23 protein-coding genes are annotated in these 18,892 nt (G+C 64.2%); 14 read left to right on the top strand and 9 right to left on the bottom strand.

The window, feature by feature from the left end; genetic code table 11:
- The first annotated feature begins 108 nt into the window (after window positions 1–108).
- From BLW05_RS23175 to BLW05_RS23145, 7 genes are all read left to right on the top strand, one after another.
- Entirely contained in the window at window positions 109–507 is a 399-nt protein-coding gene (locus tag BLW05_RS23175) for a hypothetical protein (RefSeq protein ID WP_143044901.1), read from the top strand.
- A complete protein-coding gene (locus BLW05_RS23170; RefSeq protein WP_093165911.1) occupies window positions 485–1,072 on the top strand; it encodes a cytochrome b in 588 nt (195 codons plus the stop codon). The genes BLW05_RS23175 and BLW05_RS23170 overlap by 23 nt, the downstream gene beginning before the upstream one ends.
- Window positions 1,069–1,635, top strand: a complete 567-nt coding sequence (locus tag BLW05_RS23165; RefSeq protein ID WP_177142780.1) for a YceI family protein — start codon at window positions 1,069–1,071, stop codon at window positions 1,633–1,635. The genes BLW05_RS23170 and BLW05_RS23165 overlap by 4 nt, the downstream gene beginning before the upstream one ends.
- Before the next feature lie 5 nt (window positions 1,636–1,640).
- Entirely contained in the window at window positions 1,641–2,360 is a 720-nt protein-coding gene (locus BLW05_RS23160) for a YceI family protein (protein ID WP_177142779.1), read from the top strand.
- Entirely contained in the window at window positions 2,357–2,926 is a 570-nt protein-coding gene (locus BLW05_RS23155) for an SRPBCC family protein (RefSeq protein WP_093165908.1), read from the top strand. Before BLW05_RS23160 ends, BLW05_RS23155 begins: the two co-directional genes overlap by 4 nt.
- A 133-nt stretch (window positions 2,927–3,059) precedes the next feature.
- Window positions 3,060–4,190 (top strand): TIGR03118 family protein, encoded by a 1,131-nt coding sequence (locus tag BLW05_RS23150; RefSeq protein WP_093165907.1) that lies wholly within the window; start codon window positions 3,060–3,062, stop codon window positions 4,188–4,190.
- A gap of 116 nt (window positions 4,191–4,306) precedes the next feature.
- Window positions 4,307–4,591 carry a cupin domain-containing protein gene (locus BLW05_RS23145; protein WP_093165906.1) on the top strand — a complete coding sequence of 95 codons (285 nt, stop codon included), beginning with the start codon at window positions 4,307–4,309 and terminating at the stop codon, window positions 4,589–4,591.
- A 56-nt stretch (window positions 4,592–4,647) separates the two neighbouring features.
- Here the strand turns inward: BLW05_RS23145 and BLW05_RS23140 are convergent, their stop codons facing one another.
- Together BLW05_RS23140 and BLW05_RS23135 are read right to left on the bottom strand one after the other, a co-directional pair.
- Window positions 4,648–5,094, bottom strand: a complete 447-nt coding sequence (locus BLW05_RS23140) for a c-type cytochrome (protein ID WP_093165905.1) — start codon at window positions 5,092–5,094, stop codon at window positions 4,648–4,650.
- Between the two features lie 130 nt (window positions 5,095–5,224).
- Entirely contained in the window at window positions 5,225–5,521 is a 297-nt protein-coding gene (locus BLW05_RS23135) for a hypothetical protein (protein ID WP_177142773.1), read from the bottom strand.
- On the opposite strand from BLW05_RS23135, the gene BLW05_RS23130 reads away from it, so the two are divergent.
- Window positions 5,407–6,228 (top strand): LysR family transcriptional regulator substrate-binding protein, encoded by an 822-nt coding sequence (locus tag BLW05_RS23130; RefSeq protein WP_371126963.1) that lies wholly within the window; start codon window positions 5,407–5,409, stop codon window positions 6,226–6,228. The two genes, BLW05_RS23135 and BLW05_RS23130, sit on opposite strands and share 115 nt — an antisense overlap.
- 40 nt (window positions 6,229–6,268) lie before the next feature.
- Here the strand turns inward: BLW05_RS23130 and BLW05_RS23125 are convergent, their stop codons facing one another.
- A complete protein-coding gene (locus BLW05_RS23125; protein ID WP_093165904.1) occupies window positions 6,269–7,585 on the bottom strand; it encodes an amidohydrolase in 1,317 nt (438 codons plus the stop codon).
- Here BLW05_RS23125 and BLW05_RS23120 point away from each other — a divergent pair.
- Complete coding sequence (locus tag BLW05_RS23120; RefSeq protein ID WP_305517129.1) at window positions 7,548–8,594, top strand: LysR family transcriptional regulator; 1,047 nt, start codon at window positions 7,548–7,550, stop codon at window positions 8,592–8,594. The genes BLW05_RS23125 and BLW05_RS23120 overlap by 38 nt on opposite strands.
- Window positions 8,595–8,647: 53 nt before the next feature.
- Here the strand turns inward: BLW05_RS23120 and BLW05_RS23115 are convergent, their stop codons facing one another.
- The 5 genes from BLW05_RS23115 to BLW05_RS23095 all read right to left on the bottom strand — a co-directional run bounded on the left by BLW05_RS23115 (window position 8,648) and on the right by BLW05_RS23095 (window position 12,436).
- Complete coding sequence (locus BLW05_RS23115) at window positions 8,648–8,932, bottom strand: hypothetical protein (RefSeq protein WP_093165902.1); 285 nt, start codon at window positions 8,930–8,932, stop codon at window positions 8,648–8,650.
- 65 nt (window positions 8,933–8,997) lie between these two features.
- Entirely contained in the window at window positions 8,998–9,552 is a 555-nt protein-coding gene (locus tag BLW05_RS23110) for a nucleoside 2-deoxyribosyltransferase (protein WP_093165901.1), read from the bottom strand.
- Window positions 9,553–9,582: 30 nt separating this feature from the next.
- Window positions 9,583–10,020, bottom strand: a complete 438-nt coding sequence (trxC, locus tag BLW05_RS23105) for a thioredoxin TrxC (protein ID WP_093165900.1) — start codon at window positions 10,018–10,020, stop codon at window positions 9,583–9,585.
- Window positions 10,021–10,185: 165 nt separating this feature from the next.
- Window positions 10,186–10,545, bottom strand: coding sequence for a putative quinol monooxygenase (locus BLW05_RS23100; RefSeq protein WP_093165899.1), 360 nt, complete (start codon window positions 10,543–10,545; stop codon window positions 10,186–10,188).
- Window positions 10,546–10,798: 253 nt separating this feature from the next.
- Window positions 10,799–12,436, bottom strand: a complete 1,638-nt coding sequence (locus tag BLW05_RS23095) for a long-chain-fatty-acid--CoA ligase (RefSeq protein ID WP_218135214.1) — start codon at window positions 12,434–12,436, stop codon at window positions 10,799–10,801.
- Window positions 12,437–13,192: 756 nt separating this feature from the next.
- Here BLW05_RS23095 and BLW05_RS23090 point away from each other — a divergent pair.
- The 3 genes from BLW05_RS23090 (at window position 13,193) to BLW05_RS36855 (ending at window position 15,301) form a co-directional block, all read left to right on the top strand.
- On the top strand, window positions 13,193–14,128 hold the full coding sequence (locus BLW05_RS23090; protein WP_093165897.1) for a hypothetical protein: 936 nt from the start codon (window positions 13,193–13,195) through the stop codon (window positions 14,126–14,128).
- Window positions 14,129–14,281: 153 nt separating this feature from the next.
- Window positions 14,282–14,989 (top strand): hypothetical protein, encoded by a 708-nt coding sequence (locus BLW05_RS23085; RefSeq protein WP_143044900.1) that lies wholly within the window; start codon window positions 14,282–14,284, stop codon window positions 14,987–14,989.
- 168 nt (window positions 14,990–15,157) lie between these two features.
- The gene (locus BLW05_RS36855; protein WP_177142778.1) at window positions 15,158–15,301 is read left to right on the top strand and encodes a BBE domain-containing protein; all 144 of its coding nucleotides are present in this window, start codon (window positions 15,158–15,160) and stop codon (window positions 15,299–15,301) included.
- Window positions 15,302–15,728: 427 nt separating this feature from the next.
- Here the strand turns inward: BLW05_RS36855 and BLW05_RS23075 are convergent, their stop codons facing one another.
- The gene (locus BLW05_RS23075) at window positions 15,729–16,763 is read right to left on the bottom strand and encodes a LacI family DNA-binding transcriptional regulator (protein WP_093165894.1); all 1,035 of its coding nucleotides are present in this window, start codon (window positions 16,761–16,763) and stop codon (window positions 15,729–15,731) included.
- A 134-nt stretch (window positions 16,764–16,897) separates the two neighbouring features.
- On the opposite strand from BLW05_RS23075, the gene BLW05_RS23070 reads away from it, so the two are divergent.
- On the top strand, window positions 16,898–17,698 hold the full coding sequence (locus BLW05_RS23070) for an SDR family NAD(P)-dependent oxidoreductase (RefSeq protein WP_093165893.1): 801 nt from the start codon (window positions 16,898–16,900) through the stop codon (window positions 17,696–17,698).
- Window positions 17,699–17,858: 160 nt separating this feature from the next.
- On the top strand, window positions 17,859–18,890 hold the full coding sequence (locus BLW05_RS23065; protein ID WP_093165892.1) for a TRAP transporter substrate-binding protein: 1,032 nt from the start codon (window positions 17,859–17,861) through the stop codon (window positions 18,888–18,890).
- Window positions 18,891–18,892 lie beyond the last annotated feature (2 nt).

Below are 18,892 nucleotides of genomic sequence, written 5' to 3'. Positions count from 1 at the left end.
GCGGTGGGGAGTAACAAGTTTGGCGGCTTTCCGGCGACGCTTGCCGGGGCCGGCGTTGCCATCGGCACGGGCGCGGCGTATCGTGGGGGCGCGTTGAGGGAGCAACCCATGCCTTCGCCAACAAGTCTTGCCAACGGCGCGACGCATTCCGCGCCAGCGATGCCCATGAGCTCGTGGAGCCCCGACGGCTTGTGCGAGCGCGCGGTGCGAGCGATCTGGCGCAGCCTGGATGAGCATGACCTCGTGGATGAGCATGTGCGGGACGAGCTCGCGACGATCCTCGAACCGCTGACGGAGCTTCCCCTCGGCAACCGGCCGCAACGGCTGATCGGCGTGCTGAAACAGCGCAATCCGCTGGATCCTTCGCACCTGTACTGGTTGACCCGCCGACTGCTGACGCTCGTGCCCGAGCTGCAGGCGATCGCGCACGACGGCCACCCTCCGGCCGGCGCGTTGCGAAGCGACATGCCGATCGATGAGATCGATGCCTACCAGCCGCTCGACTGACCGGCCGGATCCGCCCGCTTCTTTCAGTGCAGGCTGGAGTGCCGTCGCCAGGTTCCTGCACTGGGCCATCGCCGTGCTGATCCTGGCGCAGTTCGTGGTCGGATGGATGGCAGTGGCCTGGCGGTTGTCGCCGACCAAGCTCGACCTCTTCGTATGGCACAAGTCGACCGGCATGCTCGTGCTCGCGCTCGTGGTGGTGCGTCTGGCGTGGCGCGCGACGCATCACCCACCACCCTGGCCTTCGAACATGCCGCACTGGGAGCGCATCGCGGCAGGCCTCACGCACGGTCTTCTTTACGCGGCGATGATCGCGATTCCGCTCACCGGATGGGTGGTCAGCTCGGCCGCCGGCGTGCCGTTCAGCATCTACTGGCGGATTCCGCTGCCTTCGATCGCGCCCACAGACCGCCACCTGGCCGAGGTCGTCGCGGATGTGCACGGGGCGCTGGGCATCGCGCTGATCGTGCTGCTGGTGATCCACGTGGCCGCGGCGCTGCGGCATCACTACGTCAAGCGCGATGATGTGCTGGTCCGCATGCTTCCATGGAGCACGACATCCCGATGAGAAAACCCGCCGCCACCGCCGCCCTGCTCGCCGGCCTTGCCTTCCACGTCGGCGTGGCCTGCGCGGCCGACTGGAAGCTGGAGCCCGCCGGCAGCCGCCTCGAATTCGCGGCCACGTTCGAGAAGACACCTGCGCCCGGTGTCTTCCGCGAGTTCGACGTCAAGCTCGGCCTCGACCCGGCGAAGGAGGATGCGGGCCGGCTCGACGTGACGATCAACATCGCGAGTGCGGACATGGCGAGCGCCGACATCAACAAGGTGATCGCAGGTGCCGAATGGTTCGACTTCGCACGGTTCCGGCAAGCGGAGTTCCACGCGACCGAGATCCGGCGCGTGCAACCCAACGCCTTCGTCGCGCGCGGCACGCTCATGCTCAAGGGTGTCCAGCAGGCGGTCGAAGTGCCGTTCTCGTGGAGCGAATCGGGCAGCACCGCGACCATGGAAGGCAAGTTCGTCGTGAAGCGCAGCGCTTTCGGCATCGGGACCGGGGAATGGACGGAGACGGACACCATCGGTGCGGATGTCACGGTCACGTTCAAGGTGCGGTTGCGCAAGGCCGCATGAAAGCGATGGCCATCGCCATTGTTGCGCGCGCGGTGGTGGCGGCGCTCGCGATGGTGCTGGCGGCGTGCGCATCTGCTCCGAAGCAGCAGGCAGTGCCGGAGGCAGCGCTCGTGCGTGCGCCGCAGGGCTTTCCCGCGGACGTCTACGAGCGCCTGGCGGCCCAGGGCGAGGCGGTGTATCGCGTCGGCCTGAACGACGCGCTCGTGGTGCTCACCGTGCGGCGCGGCGGATCGCTCGCGCGTCTCGGGCATGACCACGTCATCGCCAGCCGTTCGCTGCAGGGCTTTGTCGCGCCCGCGCGAGGCCGCGCGGACCTCTACATGCCGCTGGGCGATCTCACCGTCGATGAGCCTGCACTGCGAACGGAGGCGGGTCTCGACACGCAGCCGACCGCATCAGACATCGAAGGCACGCGGACCAACATGCAGGACAAGGTGCTGCGGATTCAGGAGTTTCCGTATGCGCTCGTGCAGGTGCGCGATGTGGATGCGAAGAATCCCTCGTCGGGATCGGTCGCGATCACATTGCTCGGAGCCACCCGGACGTCGACCGTGCCCATGGAACTCATCACAACGCAGGACGCCTTGCGCGTCGTCGGCTCGATGGAACTCAAGCAATCCGATTTCGGCATCACCCCTCTCTCGCTGCTCGGCGGCGCACTTCAGGTAGAGGACGCGTTCAAGGTCCGCTTCGACATCCGCGCTCGCGCGCCGATGAGCCCATGAGCCGGGCAGACAAGCTGCTCGTGCTCGGCGCAACCGCGTTGCTGCTCAGCGCGCCATCGCCCGCCCAGCGCGTCGACATCGAAACGCATCGGAAGAACGAGACCATCATCGTCGAGGTCTCCGCCGAGATGCCGGTCGATCCGCGCACCGTGTGGAGCGTGATCACCGACTACGACCATCTCCCGCGCTTTATCCCCTACATGCGCAGCTCGCGCGTCCTGCAGCGCGACGCCGATCGCGTGATCGTGGAGCAGAGCGGGGAATTGGTGTTTCTCTTCTTCCGCCAGCCGGTGGAAGTGAAGCTCTCGGTCGTCGAATCACCGCAGACCCGCGTTGCGGCGCGCGCCATCGGCGGCAACCTCAAGGCACTGGACGGCCGCTACACCGTCGAAAGCCTGCCCTCCGGCTACACGCGGCTGTCCTACTCCGGGCGGCTGGTGCCCGATTTCGACGTGCCGCCGGTCATCGGACGGATCGCGCTGCAGACCGTGATGGCCCGCCAGTTCGACGCGATGGTCAAGGAAATCGTGCGACGTGATGCCGAGCGCATCGCACCGGCACGCTAGACCGCGGTGCGGCGCGGCCGGGCGAGGCCGCTTGCGTTTCCTTACCTTCCCGGCGATGAACCGCCGCGGCCTTCGCCGGAATTCACCGTCGCGCGCTACCCGGCGCCGCAACGACCAACTCCGGAGATCCATGATGAGCACGTCCATACCGCGCAGGCCACTTCTCATCGGCTCGCTCATCGCCATCGCCCTGTCAGGCTGTGGTGGCGGCGGCGGAAGCAGTATGCCTTTCATCCCGACATCGACGCCCACGTCCCCATCCCCGCCACCCGCGACCGCCGGCAGCTTCACCGCCACCAGCCTGGTGTCCGACGTCGCCCTCGGCGCGTACAGCACGACCAACCGCGACACCCATCTGGTCAACGCCTGGGGCATCGCCTTCAATCCGAAAGGCTTCGTCTGGGTGGCCGACAACGGCACCAACAGCTCCACCCTGTATGACGGCAATGGCGTGCCGCAGTCGCTGGTCGTGAGCACCCCGCCCAGCCCGACCGGCATTGTCTTCAACGGCAGCAGCACCGACTTCATGCTGACGAGCGGTGGCAAGAGCGGCCCCAGCTTCTTTGTGTTTGCGACGGAAGGCGGCATGTTGGCGGCCTGGTCGCCCACCGTCGAAGCCACCACGGCAGTCCCGGTCTATGACGGCAGCGCCGCGGGCAAGGTCTACAAGGGCCTGGCCATCGCCAGCCAGGGGGGCGCCAACTTCCTGTATGCCACCGATTTCCACAACGGCGCGGTCGACGTGTTCAACGGCAGCTTCCAGCCCAGCGCCGCCAACGGGGCCTTCAAGAACCCGCTTCTGCCTCTTGGCTATGCCCCCTTCGGCATCCAGGCGCTGGGCAATCTCATCTACGTGAGCTACGCGAAGCAGGATGGGGACGCACATGACGAGGTGGGTGGCGCCGGCCTGGGCCTGATCGCCGTCTACGACACCGCCGGTACTTTCATCAAGCAGTTGGTGATGGGCGGCGCGCTCAACGCGCCTTGGGGCATGGCGATGGCGCCAGGCAGCGGCTTCGGCGCCTTCAATGGCGCGCTGCTGGTGGGAAATTTTGGCGACGGCACGATCAATGCCTACGATCCCAACAGCGGCACCATGCTGGGCACCCTCGCGGACGGCAGCGGCGCGCCGCTGGTGATCGACGGCCTGTGGGGCATCGCCTTCGGCAACGGCATCGCAAACCAGCCCACGACGACCCTGTTCTTCGCCGCCGGGCCCAACGACGAGCATCACGGGCTTTATGGTCGCATCGATGCGCGCTGAATGAAGGAAAGCCTAGACAATGGATTCGCGCGTAGATCCGGAGACTGCCCGGACCGGATCGGAGCACACTTTCCGCGCCACCGATCCGTACGCCGCCGGCGACATCGAACCCCGAGATGCACGGCAAGGCGCTGGTCGTGACTGACAACGCCACGATCGGAATCCAGTCGGGCAATGTGAACAAGCACATTCATGCCAGCTCGGACGAGATCCAGTACATCATCGAGGGTTCAGGTGCCATGTGGCTCGGCGGCGAGCGTCGGGACTTCAAGCCGGGCACGCTCATCATCATTCCCAAGGGCACCCCGCATGCCGGTACGCTGGTGACCAGTGGCCCGGTCAAGGCCATCGCGATCAAGATCCCCCCGCAGGCGCCGGACGATACCGTCTTTGTCGACTAGTAACGGGACGCGGCCAGACGTTCCTCGTGCGGACGTCGGCGCGCTGGGCGTGCGGGCTACTTCTTCCTGAAGTTGTCGTGGCACGTCTTGCAGGTCTCGCCCAAGGGCCCCATGGCGGCTTTCAGTGCGTCGAGGTTGCCGGCCTTCGCGGCGACCAGGAGCTTCTGCGTATCGGACATCAATCTCTCGCCCAGCTCCTTGAATTTCGCCTGCTCCTGCCAGATGTCCGGCTGGGCCTTGCCGCCTTCCGTGCCGGGCCCGAACCCGGCCCAGGGAAGCTTCGATATCTCGGCCACGGCTTCCGCATTGGCCACTGCAGTCGTCGCGTCGTAGGGCACCCTGCCGGCGGCCATTGCACCCAGGCGGGCGACGTGCTGGCTCTGGATGAACATCGCGCTCTGGCGGTACTTGATGGCGTCTTCGGTCTTGGCGAACTGCGCGCCGGCCGACATGGAGAAGCCGCCGCACGCGGCAAACAGGATGAGGGGCGCAAGGGTTTTCATTCGTGAGTCTTTCTTTTTCGTGCAACACGAACAGTTCATTCCGGGGAACGCGCGACCGGTTCAATACCCGCGAAGCCGGGTGGGTCGTGGATGTGCCCCCGTGACGAAACTCATCGGCGCGCCAGCGTGGTCAGCTCCACGCGTTACCTGTCTGTCCGGCGCTCGTCATCAATCGCAGGTTCTGCACGGCGGCGCCCGCTGCACCTTTGCCCAGATTGTCGAGAACCGCACAGAGGACGATCTGATCCGTGCGCTCGTTGCATGCAACGGCCAGACTCATGTCGTTCGATCCGTTGTGGACTTGCGGGTCCAATTCGGCCAACGGAGCGGCAGACGACATCGGCAGCACGCGAACATGCGCAGCATCGCGGTATCGCTCCGTCAGGCATTCGTGGATGCGCACGCCCGAGACATCGGCGGGAAGCATTCGCGCGTGCCCGCAGGCTGCTGGCGGACGCGGACGACGCAGTCGAGGACGTTCGGCGTCAACTCGCCGGCCAAACGGGCCGCGTGCGAGTGGGTGCCTCGACGGGCGCCATTGCGCACCTGCTGCCCCCCGCGCTCGAACGTCTTGCCCTGAAGCATCCCGGCGTCGAGGTGAACGTGCAGGTGCTGACATCCAACGAAAGCATGGCCCGTCTCGCCGCAGGAGGCCTGGACCTGGCGATCGTGGCGCTGCCGCGGGCCCCTGCGCGGGGCGTCCATGTCGCGCCTCTGCGGCGCGAGGCTGTCGTCGCTCTTCTGCCGGCGGCCTGGAAGGCGCCCCGGCGGCTGACCCCGCAGTGGCTGGCCCAGCGACCGTTGATCATGAACGACTCGTCCACGCGTCTCTACCGGCTGACCGCAGAATGGTTCTCAGCGGCTGGCGTCCATTGCCGGCCGCGCATCGAACTCAACTACAACGATGCGATCAGGACACTGGTCGCCGCGGGCTATGGAGCGGCGCTGCTGCCGGAGGAGTCGCACGAGCACGCGCGTGATCACCGCATCGCCGTCCGTCCGCTCAGCCCGGCCCTGTGGCGGCAGCTCGGTCTCGCGGTCAGCGACCGAGGCGCCAGCGGACCGACACGTTTCGTCCTGGACGCCTTGCTGCCCCAGAAGGATTCGACAGGTATCAAGACGTCGGTGTCTTGAGCTTGGCATCCCGTGCCTGGGCCGGGCGGTCGGTGTTCCGTCACTTGCTCATCGCGCTCAACACCGCCGTCGTCATCGCCTGCACCCCCATCTTGATCGACGGCTCCGGCACCGGTGCAAAGAAGGGCGAGTGATTGAACGGCAGCGGCTTGCCGCCAGGTTTCAGTGAATCGGCGACCTGCTTGGGGTCGCTCACGCCAACGAAGAAGAACATCGACGGCACGCCCGCGTTCACATACTCCGAGAAGTCTTCGCTCGCCGTGATGGGCGGAACCTGCACGACCTGCGCAACGCCCAGCTGCGACTTGAGCGCGGCGACCGTGCGCTGGACGACCGCCTCGTCGTTGATGACAGCCGCGCCGCCATCCCCGAAGTCGATCACGGGCTCGGGCGCACCCGCCATCGCTGCCGATGCCTTGGCGGTGCGCCGGACGCCTTCCAGCAGCTTCTCGCGCACCTCGGGCTTGTAGCTGCGGATCGTGCCGCGAAGCACGGTCGAATCGGGAATGATGTTGCCCGCGGTTCCGCCCTGGATCGACCCGATCGTCACCACACCGAACTCGAACGGATCCTTCTCGCGACTGACCACGGTCTGCACGTCGGTGACGAAGTGCGCGGCGATGGTGATCGGGTCGATGGTCTTGTCGGGCGCCGATCCATGTCCGCCGCGCCCCTTGAACGTGATTTCGAGGGCGTCGGCCGAAGAGGTGATGGGCCCGACCCGGTAGCCAACGAACCCATAGGGCGATGGGTTCGTGTGCAAGGCGAACGCGAAGTCGGGCTTGGGGAATCGCTTGAACAGGCCGTCGGCCAGCATGGCCTTGGCACCACCGCCCGCCTCCTCGGCCGGCTGGCCGATGAACATCAAGGTGCCTTTCCACTGATCCTTGAGTGCAACCAGCGTCTTCGCGGTTCCGATCCAGCTCGCCATGTGGATGTCATGCCCGCAACTGTGCGCGACGAAGGTCTCGCGGCCATTCCAGTCGGCCTTGACCTTGCTGGCGTACGGCAGGCCTGTCTTTTCCTCCATGGGGAGCGCATCGAGTTCCGTGCGCACGAGGATCGTGGGGCCCGGGCCGTTCTTGTAGATCGCGACGACGCCGGTGCCGCCCACCTTCTCGGTGACGTCGAAACCGATGGCACGCATTTCCGCCGCGAGCTTGGCGGCGGTGCGGGTCTCCTTGAAGCTCAGCTCCGGGTTGGCGTGGATGTCCTTGTAGATCGTCTCGAGTTGCGGGTACATGCCGTCGACGAGGGCGTCGAGGCGCGGCGCGGGTTTCTCCGCGAATGCGGCCGGCGTTATGGAGAAAGCGGCCAGGATGGAAAAGGAAAGCTTGCGAAGGGATGGCAGATGCATCGGTTGTCTCGTGATGGAAATCGTTATGGGGCACCGGAATCTAGAAGGCCGGCGATCCCAAGTCCAATGCATTGTTTTTGGCCTTGCCATAATTCGAACTCATACCCATGACCCGGCCCCGGCAATGACGCTCGTACAGCTTCGGCACCTCATCTCGCTCGCCGAGACCGCTTCATTCACCCGTTCCGCGGAAGCGCTCTTCCTCACGCAGCCGGCGCTGAGCCGTAGCATCCGGACGCTCGAGGATGAGCTGGGCCGGAAGCTGTTCGATCGCGTCGGTCGGCGCAGCGAGCTCACCCAGTTCGGGCATGAAGTGCTGCAGCGGGCTCGTCAACTGGTGTTCGACGCCGACGAGCTGGGCGCGTCCGGCGGGCGCAAGCACGGCGGACGCTCAGGCACGCTTCGCGTCGGCCTCGGCTCGGGACCCGGCGCCCTGTTGACCCAACCACTTCTGATCGGCATGGCGCAGCCCGGCGCGCCGATTCGCGTCGATGTCCTTCACGGCGATGGAGACCGGCTTCTGCAGGCACTTCGCAATCGCGAACTCGATGCGGCGGTGCTGGAGGCGCGCTGGTTCCGGCCGGCGACGGACCTTCGCGTCGAGCCCCTGGTCGAGATGAAGGGTGGATTCATGTGCCGGCGTGGCCATCCGCTCACGCGCAAGCGTGGCGCGATCGGCTTCGACGCAGTGCGCCTGTATCCCATCGCATCGACGAAGCTGGGCGACGAAGTCATGCGCGAAATGGTCGAAGCCTATGGACCGCAGGGTCATCCCGACGAGTGCGTGAGTCTGCGCTGCAACGAGCTATCGAGCCTGGTCGAGGTGGTGCGCGAAAGCGATGCCGTGCTGTTTGCGATCCACGCGGCCGCGCCGGACCTGGTTCAACTGCCTGTGAGACCGGCGATCGCAACCGGCGCGCATTTCGGGCTGGTCACGCTGGCGGGGCGGACGGAGGCGCCGGGGTTGTCGATACTGCGCGAGTTGATCGCGAAGCGACTGCACGACTGAGCGGCCCGTATTGGCCGTATCGGCCGGCCGAGAGTCTCTGACGATCGTTAGACTCAGCCCCCTTCGCAGACCACTCGCGCTTCGTGCGCGAGGCGGTCGCGCACCAGCGAGAGCGCTTCGTCGTCTTCGCTCGCTTCACGCAGCGCGCTGACCATGTCGACATGGTCGAGCACGAGCAGCATGCGGATCGCGTAGCACTCCGTCTGGGAGAACTCACCAGCCTGCGTCAACGCCTCGAGCTTTCGAGTCGCCTCGCCAGGTGCGAGCAGATTGATTTCGATCAGTTCGAGCACATGGCTGACCTGTCGGGAGTTGAGGACTTGTGGTTGTGACGACATCGGGCATTCCTCTCTGAGAAGTGCCAGTCTCGGCCGCGACCCTTAAGCCGGGCTGAATACTTCCATCACCCTCGTGAATGGCCGCCCAGCAGCCTGGCCATCAAGGCGATCGCCGATTCGGCATCCGGCACGAGATGGGTGGACCGGGTAAGCATGAGGTTGAGTCGCTGGCCGAGTCCTTCCACCGTGTTTCCGCTGGCCTTCTCGCGCAACGCGCCCTTCGCGTCCCGCTCGCATGCGAGCACGGCGGAAACACGCTCCGCATAGGTCCCGGGCGGAACGCCGTACACCACGACCGGCTTGCCGAGCGCCACGGCGAACCCGACCTCGAACACAGTGCCCGAATCGGGCTCCAGGCCACGGAAGGATTGCAGGTTGGCGATGCATCCGTCGGCATCGCGAATCACCGCGACGTTGCCGTCGTAGATGGCTTGCGCGAACCGGTCTTCGCCATCGGCGGCACTGTGCTGGATCGGCGCATCGATCGGTGCGACACCGATCAGCCCTGCGCGCTCGCAACGGTTCTTCAGGTCCCTGAAGACATCGTCGCGATGGGGGAAAAAGACATCGGGGCCGGCGAGATAGATGCGCGGCCGGCGGGCGGGTTTCTCTGGCGTCATCCGGCCGATGGTATCGGCCGGCGATGGCCATCAGCGCGCGTGGGCTTCGGTCCAGCGGACGATGTCGGCCGGACCCATCGCGCCCGCCTGCCGCGCGATCTCGCGCCCGCCCTTGAAGAGCGCCAGCGTCGGAATGCTGCGGATGCCGAAGCGCGCCCCGAGCGACGGCACCGCCTCGGTGTCGACCTTCACCAGCCGGACGTTCGGCTCCAGCCGCGCGGCGGCCTGTTCGAAGCCGGGCGCCATCTGGCGGCACGGGCCGCACCACGGCGCCCAGAAATCGACCAGGACCGGGATCTCGTTGCGCGCGACATGCCGGTCGAACCCTGCCTCATCGAGTGCGGTCGAGTGGCCGGTGAACAACGGTTGGTGGCACTTTCCGCAATCCGGCGCGCTGCCGAGCTGGTCGCGCCTCACGCGGTTGGTGGTTTGACAGTGCGGACAGACGATGTGCAGCGATTCGGTCATTCCCCGGAACTGGGGCCGGCGCCCGCCATTGCAAGCCCCGGCATCTTTGGCGAGATCGATGAAGGCGCGCAGCTTCGGCGAATGGGAATCCGTGAGCCGCGGGACGGATTTCGACGCAGATCCGTCAGGCGCGTGAGCGCCGAGCCGGTTCGAAGCGCTGCGTCGTCAGTCCCTGTCGGCCCCCGTCCATTCGGCGGGAAGCGTCGCGACCACGTGCGGGTCGGAAAGCGCGTAGTGACGCACGCTCGGCTCTCGATCGAACAGCTTGCGCACGTCGCCCGGATCGATGGTCGGCGCGGTATGCGGGTCACCCGTATGGGCGCGGATGCTTTCCATCGAGTCCCAGACCGATACGACCACGACCTCGGTCGTCCCGTCATTCAGGTCCCGGAAAAGCGCCGCCGCGCGTCGATTGCCCTCTGCCGCCCGCAGCCTCTTGAGCACGGTGGCATCCAGGTGGTCGCTGCACTCCCCGCGCAGTTCCGCTCGAATCCAGAATGTCCACGCACGCAAGATCTTGCCCATCTCGGCTCACTGAAAAAATTGTTGTTGGTGTGGGGCGACGGCGTCTCGGCCGACGAAGTCTTTTATCGTACCTCGTCGGCTTCGACGACTCGCCGTCGGGCAGGTCGCGCTGGCGACGCCATGTTGCGCCGCGCACATGAACGTGGCAGGCGCCGGGTTCGCGCCTGCGAGTGTCCGTCAGGAAGGGCACTTGTACGAAATTTGTTTCGAACAAGACGTGAGAAAGTTCTCTTTATGCAAGAGAGACGCAACTTCACGCGGTCGGCAGCTTGTAGTCGCGGTACTGCTCGCGCAACTTCGTCTTGAGCAGCTTGCCCGTCGCGGTGTGCGGCAGCTCGCCCACGAACACCACGTCATCCGGCAACCACCACTTGGCGATGCGGCTCGCAAGGTATTCGAGCACCGCGGGCTTGTCCACGTTCACACCCGGCCGCTTGACCGCGATCAAGAGCGGCCGCTCGCCCCACTTGGGATGCGCCACGCCGATGATCGCGGCCTCGGCGATGCCGGGACAACCGACGGCGGCGTTCTCGACATCGATGGAAGAGATCCATTCGCCGCCGGACTTGATGACGTCCTTTGCGCGGTCCACCAGCTGCAGGAAGCCGTCGGGGTCGATGGTCGCGACGTCGCCGGTGCTGAAGAAACCTTCCTCGTCGGTCACCGCGCCGCCCTCGGCCTTGTAGTAGCCGCTCGCGATCCACGGACCGCGCACGCGCAGGTGGCCGAAGGCCTTGCCGTCCCAAGGCAGCGGCTTGCCCTCGTCGTCGACGATCTTCAGGTCCACGCCCCACACGCCGCGGCCCTGCTTGAGCTTGATCTTCACCAGTTCTTCGCTCGGCAGCGACGCATGCTTGGGCAGGAGCTTGCTGATCACGCCGATGGGGCTGGTCTCGGTCATGCCCCAGCCCTGCACGACCTCAGCGCCGAACTGTTTCTCGAAGCGCTCCAGCATCGCGCGCGGCACGGCCGCACCGCCGATGCCCACGCGCTTGAGCGCCAACGCGCCGACGTCGACATCGGGGTTGGCGTCGAGGTACTGGAACAGCATCAGCCACACGGTGGGCACGCCCTGCGAGAAGCTGACCTTCTCGTCGCGCATCATCTCGTACACGCTCTTGCCATCGAGGAACTGGCCCGGCAGTACCAGCCTGGCGCCGACCATCGCGGCGCCGTAGGGCGCGCCCCAGCCGTTGGCATGGAACATCGGCACGATCAGCATCAGCGTCTCGCCGGAGTTGAGGCCGAAGGTGTCGGGCGCGAGTTCCATCAGCGCATGCAGCACCGTGGAGCGATGCGAATACAGCACGCCTTTCGGATTGCCGGTGGTGCCCGACGTGTAGCAGAGCGACGACGCGGTGCGCTCGTCGAACTCGGGCCATGTGTAGTCGGTGCTCTGGGCGCCCACCAGCTCGTCGAAGCACTGCAGGTTGGGCACGTCGATCGCGGGCATGTGCGCGCGGCCGCACATCGCGATGAAGTGGCGCACCGTCTTGAGCCTGGGTGCGAGCTTCTCGACCAGCGGCGCGAAGGTCACGTCGAAGCACAGCACCGTGTCTTCGGCGTGATTGATGATGTAGTCGATCTGGTCCGGAAAGAGCCGCGGGTTCACCGTGTGCAGCACCGCACCCGAGCCCGATGCGCCGTAGTACAGCGCAAGATGCCGGTCCGAGTTCCAGGCCAGGGTGCCCACGCGGTCGCCCTGCCGCACGCCGAGGTCGCGCAGCATGCCCGCCACCTGCCGCGACTGGTCGCGGATGCCGCGCCAGTTCGTGCGATGGGTTCCGCCCTCGGGTCGGCGCGAGACGATCTCCGTCTCGGGATGAAAAGTGGCCGCATGCTCAACCAGCGATGAAATCAGAAGCGGTCGGTCCTGCATCAGTCCCAGCATGGATGCCTCCTTTGGCATTGGTTGGCTGCACCTGTTTGCCCATATTAAAGTCATAAAGCAGGCCCCAGGTGATATCCGGCTCCCAGAGCCAAGAGGACCCGTGGCTCGGAAAAAAAGCCGTAAAAAATCCCTTTTCCTCGGGGACAGTTGGGTCAGCAGAGGATAAAAAACCCGTAATGTCCCTGTGTCCACACTCTGTGCGTCCCACGCCCAAGGCCGACCGTCGACGCGGCAGAAGCGCCACCACTCGTTCTTGCACTCCCAATTCGGCTCGTCGTAGCTCACCCGACCACGGCGGGCCCCGAGTTGAGCCACGAGGTCGAGATAGCTAGAAGATGTAAACCCAAAGCTCGAAAATGAATGCTTTTGAATTTAAATCAAAGGTACTCAAATGCAATTGAATGCATAAAGACACATAAGTTACGAGCACCGTTTTGGTGATCGAAACGCTACGTTTCAGATAGCGCTTCGCTCCCATGTGGCAAGACCTTGGCTGCAAAATAACGCCGATTTACGCTTCTGTCTCAATCTCGTTGCAGTGGATGGTTCCGCGTCATTTTCTTTAATGAAATCAACGCCTTGTCCGAAACGCGGCGATGAACTCGAAAATCGACATGCCGTCTCAGACGGCGACCAGCTGCTTGCGCAAGAGTCTTTTCATCGTTTAACGTCGACCACCCTCAAAAGGCGTTGAATGCCTTAGGGTAGCAAATTCTTTTTGCATGCAATTTCAACGAAACCTGAAAGGTGACTTGTATGGGACACGCTGCAACAATTGAAGAAGAAGGCGCAAAGAACAAGGCGTTTCAAAAGTACATCGATGAAAGGAATGCCGAATTGGACAAGGCAACGGCCGCTGCCCAGCTGGTACTGGATGGGCAGATCAAGAAATTCTATGAAGCTGGGAAATGGACCGACGCCCAACCTTTGGCCAGTGGCTCTTACCAGCACCTGGCAACGGCGTCGACTTGGTCGCTCGACAAAGTCATCGAGATGATAGACAGCGTCCGAAGTGCGCTCTTCGGAGGAAAAGCCACCGTCATCGAACCCACGAAGAAAGGCGACGCGGTTCCTACGGCTGCCTGCGCCAAGGGCAGCACGATCGCCCCCGTCACCCAGAATCTTCTAACGATGATGGCAGGAACGGAAGCGATCATCGCAAACGCGGCATTTCAGGCCATCTCAGGGATCTTGTCAACGATCAAGACAGGAACCGAGACCGACCTGTCGAAGCAGATTATGCAGAAGGACATCATCCCGGGCATGAGTTTGTTCGTTTGCGTGATGGAAAACAAATTCAGCAGTCAGGATTTTTTCAACAACGAGATCATCATTCAAAACTTCTACATCTACGATGTGCGGATGTCGGCGGATCGCGCCCGTGATCTTGCCAATTTCAATAGGATAAATGGTCTCATTGCCCAGCAAAACGATCTGGAGACGGCTGTCAACGAATTGAGCCAGCAAGTGAATGGCATGAAAATAGCCGACTACAAGAAGAAACACAACGATGATCTCAAGGCGGCGCTCGTAGACTACAAATCTGATTTCACGGCACTGGAAGAAATGATTGCGGAGATCAACAAGAAGATTGCCGACACCGCCGCGCTGATCAATCAGAAGAAAGCTCTGTTGGCCGCAAACAATGCTGCACTCGTGCGCGCGAAGCGAAAGGAATTGATGCTCATGTGAGGCATCGGCGCCGATCATCACCAATAAGGACACCATTGTGGCCCTGTATATGGTTCAAAAGATGAGTTCTGGCGTGCTCGCGGCACGGACTCTGGGCGACGTTTCCGTTAGTCCGATCACCCGAATCCAACCACTCGTTAGGAGAGAATCTTCATGACTACGATGACCGACACGGCATGTGTCAATGCGTACGTGTCCGAACTTAAGAGTGGATTTGCAACCAAGTGGACGGGAAAGAGTCCGCTGGAACGCGCAAAGTTCTTTCACGATGCTCTTTCGAATGTCCATCGAAGTGTCAACATGCCAGTCACCGGGCTCGACGTGAAAGACCTTCCTCCGGGCGTACTCGGACAGTTCGACTTTCAGCCCTGGTCGATCGACATTAGCAATGATCTCTTCGATGACAATCGAGGCGTGGTGAATGCGAAGAGCGATCACTTTGTCGATCTCGCGGAGACCTTCTACCACGAGGGCCGTCACGCGGAGCAGTGGTGGCACATGGCGCGCTTCGAGGCAATTCAGCCAATGAAGGGCCCGACGGGTGCCAATGTGAAGATGACAGCGGCTGAACTCGCGAAGCGTCTCTTCATCAAAGAGGCGACCTGCAAGACGGCTCTGGACAACGTCATGGGTGGGAATGATCCTATGCTCAGTCTCACCAAGCGCTGGTTCACAAGCGTCTACGGAGAAAGCGGTCGCGAGGTGACGCTGACGGCTCTTAGCCTCACTCGCAACAACAATAACAAGGTCAACCTGCAAGACTTTCACAACCGGACACATCAAGCCTATTCGGGCGGCCTTCCAGAGGAAGAGGACGCATGGGGCATCCAGGTCCCGGTCCGAATGGCAATGCTTTCATGAAGTCGTAGTGCGAGCGTCTTGCGGCCGAGTGCCGTCGGCCTGGCGCGTCGGTCTCGGCCGTTGCCCTCGCGCACGGCCTGGCCACCAACGCCGTGCGCAAGTGGCTCGCGGGCCGCGGCCTCAGCCATCGACCGGTCGCTGTCGACCTTATCGTCCCTGCCGTTTTCGGTGAGCTCGAATGACGGGCGCCCATCCTCGTCCAGATTCACTTGCAGGGACAATTTCGGACCGCACTACGACAAGCTGGCGTCGATCAACCGCAAGTGCGACCCGGGCAACCTGTTCCACATGAACCAAAATATCCAGCCGTAGCAGGTAGCCGACGCGCGACGCGGGGTGGCATCTGAATCGTCTACCTCGGATTGAGCGTGCCGCGACTGCTCCTGGCGCTAACGGCGCCTCCTGGCTGGACTGAGCCGCGGGAGTGCCGCGTAAGCGGTCCTCCGGTTCGGAACACGAGAGCGACTGCCAGGTGGCTCTTTTACTGAGCCATATCCCGCATTCAGATGAGTTAGCCGAGCTCGACCAAACTCCAATGCTTTGTCCGAGACGGCGCAGGCTCGATCTCAATTGAACGTCCGGCCCCCGCTGCTTGGCCGCTGGAAGGCAGGGGCGCCATCGAGTCGCATCTGACTTTTGGACTTAGTTCAAGTGCACTAATCCGGTGGCTCGGATATTCGCAACCTGTTTTACTCACGTGAGACAGGAAACCTTTTCCCTAAGCGACAGCGTTTCGACATCAGGGCAGGTTTTCCCTGAAGATCACCTGGCTGCGGGTGGCCTCCACCCCCGACATCATGTCGCGTCGGTCCCGCAGGTTCGTGAAGATCCGGACGCAGGTGAGGATGGCGCTTTGCGGGCTCTGGTTGATCAGTGCATCCATCGTGCCGTCGATGAGCAGGGCGCGCGTGTCTGGCGTAAGCCCGTGGCCGACGAATACCACCCTGTGCTCCTGCCCGCTTTCCTTCAGCGCGCGGCCCACGCCTTCGGCGCCGCCGCCGATGTTGTAGATGGCCGCAAGGTCGGTGTGCTGCTCCAGCAGGGCGCGCGTCTGGCGGTAGTTGGTGCGCTCGTCGTCGTAGCCCTCGCGCAGGTCCAGCAGCCGAAGCTGCGGATACTGCTCGGCCAATAGCTGAATGAAGCCGGCCTCTCGCTCCTCGTGCGCGCGGTAGCTGAGCGAGCCGGCGATCATCACCACCTTGGCGCGGCGCGCCGGGCCGAGGAAGCGGCCGATCAGATAGGCCGCGGTGCGCCCGGCAGCGCGGTTGTCCAGCCCCACGTAGGCAACGCGCTGCGAATGCGAAAGGTCGGACACCAGCGTGATCGAGGGAACGCCCAGTTCGGCCAGCCGGTCGACCGCCTCGCGCACCAGCGGATGCTCCAGCGCCATAAAGGCCACGCCGTCCACCTTGGGCCCGCGCCGGCGCAGCATGCCTGCCAGCGCCTCGGGGTCGAAGCTCTGGATGAAGGCGGTCTTGCAGTTCACGTTGAAGGGCGACCAATGCTCCTGCGAGTAGCCCACCCACTCACCGAGCATGCGCAGGAAGCGGCTGCTGCGGTCGGGCAATATGAAGAGCAGCTGCATGGGTTCGGGCGCCAGTGCCGCATGCAGCTCGTGGCGCGGCAGGTACTCGAGTTCGGCGGCGGCCTGCACCACGCGCTGCACGGTAGCAGGCCGCACGCCGGGGCGTCGGTTCAGCACGCGGTCCACGGTCGCGGTGGAGACGCCGGCGAGGCGCGCCACGTCGGCCACGCCGGGAAGGCTGCGTGTCATATCGAGCTTGTCTCCATCTATCCATCAAAAACCATCATGCCGTTTGTTTGGAACCTGGCGGCAGCGAGCCTATCGTAAGCAGCCTGTTCGCGGCAACCGATACGGCGAACTCAACGGAAGAAGCAGGAGCATCGATGGAGACACGCGACAGATTGAAGGGCCGCGTGGCCCTGGTGTTCGGTGCCGGCGCGGCCGGCGAGGGCTGGGGCAACGGCAAGGCGGCGGCGGTGGCCTATGCACGGCATGGCGCGAAAGTGGTGGCGGTGGACCGCGATGCGGCGCTGGCCCGGGCCACCTGCGAGCTGATCCGCGGCGAGGGCTTCGCGGCGCAGGCGGTGGCCGCCGACGTGACCGTCTTCGAGGAGGTCCATCAAGCGGTGGCGGTGGCGCTGGAGAGCTACGGCCACATCGACATCCTGCACAACAACGTCGGCATCACTTCCCAGGGCGGTCCGGTGGAAACCAGCGAAGAAACCTGGGACCGCGTGATGACGGTGAACGTCAAGAGCATGTTTCTCACCTGCAAGGCCGTGCTGCCCCTGATGGAGCGTCAGGGCCGCGGGGCGATCGTCAACATCGGCGCGCTGGGCGGCGTTCGGTGGACGGGCTACGCGTACTGCGCGTACGCGGCCTCCAAGGGCGCGGTGAATTCGTTCACCCAGAGCGTCGCGCTGCAGTACGCGGCCAAGGGCATCCGGGCCAACTGCATACTGCCGGGCGTGATGGATACGCCCCACATCTACAAGCAGATCTCGGGCTTCTACCAGAGCACGGAAGAGATGGTGCAGGCGCGCCACCGCCTCTCGCCCACCGGGCGCATGGGTGACGGCTGGGACGTGGCCAACGCCGCTGTGTTCCTGGCCTCGGACGAGGCGCGCTACATCAACGGCGTGGAGTTGCTGGTGGACGGCGGCATGCACGTGCGCTGCAACTAAGGAGTGACTGCAGCATCCATCAAAAACCATCAGACTCGCGGTTTGCGCCCCGCGCGCGGCCGCCCTATCTTTCCCCGGCAGGCGCGATAGCGGACACCACAACATCATGCGCCGCCCTCTTCACAGACGGCAGAGACTTCACAAGAACAGGAGACAAGACATGACCCAATCGCCTCTTTTCAGCCGACGCAGCCTGCTGCGCAGCTTTTCCGCGCTGCCGGCCGTCGGCCTCGTCGGCGCGCTGCCGCGCCTGGCGCATGCCGCGCCGGAGTTCAGCTTCAAGTTCGGCAACAACCTGCCGGTGACCCATCCGCTGAACGTGCGCGCCAACGAGGTGGCGGCCCGCATCGCAAGGGAAAGCAACGGCCGCATGGAGATCAAGGTGTTCCCCAATAACCAGCTGGGCGGCGACACCGACATGCTGGCGCAGGTGCGCAGCGGCGGCCTGGAGATCTTCAACCCTGGCACCATGGTGATCGCCACCGTGGCCCCCATCAGCGCGATCACCGCGGTGGGCTTCGCCTTCTCCAGCTACGACCAAGTGTGGGGCGCGGTGGATGGCAAGCTGGGCGACGCGATCCGCGCCGCCTTCGCCAAGGTGGGCCTCTACACCTTCGACAGGATGTGGGACAACGGCTTCCGCCAGACCACCACCAGCACCCGGCCCATCAAGACGGCGGCCGACCTGGAAGGGCTGAAGATCCGCGTGCCGGTGAGCCCCATGGGCATCTCCATGTTCAAGTCGCTCGGCGCGTCGCCCACCAGCCTGCAGTTCTCCGAGGTGTACTCGGCCCTGCAGACCAAGGTGGTGGACGCGCAGGAGAACCCGCTGGCCATCGTGCAGACGGCCAAGCTGTACGAGGTGCAGAAGTTCTGCTCGGTCACCAACCACAGCTGGGACGGCTACCACCTGGTGGTCAACGGCCGCGCCTGGAAGGGCCTGCCCGACGACCTGAAGACCATCGTGTCACGCGCCTTCAACGAGGGCGGCCTGCAGCAGCGCGAGGATTTGCGCAAGCTCAACGAGTCGCTTCAGGCCGACCTGACGGCCAAGGGCATGGCCCTGAACACCGCGGCGCCCGACAGCTTCCGTGCGCAGTTGCAGAAATCCGGCTTCTATGCCGAGTGGAAGAACAAGTTCGGCGCCGAGGCCTGGGGCCTGCTCGAAGCCACGGCCGGGAAGGTGTCCTGAAG

This window comes from Variovorax sp. YR216 (genome assembly GCF_900107745.1).
Taxonomy (GTDB): domain Bacteria; phylum Pseudomonadota; class Gammaproteobacteria; order Burkholderiales; family Burkholderiaceae_C; genus Variovorax.
The sequence above is the reverse complement of the archived record's forward strand: the minus strand, read 5'-3'. Positions and strand labels throughout refer to the sequence as shown.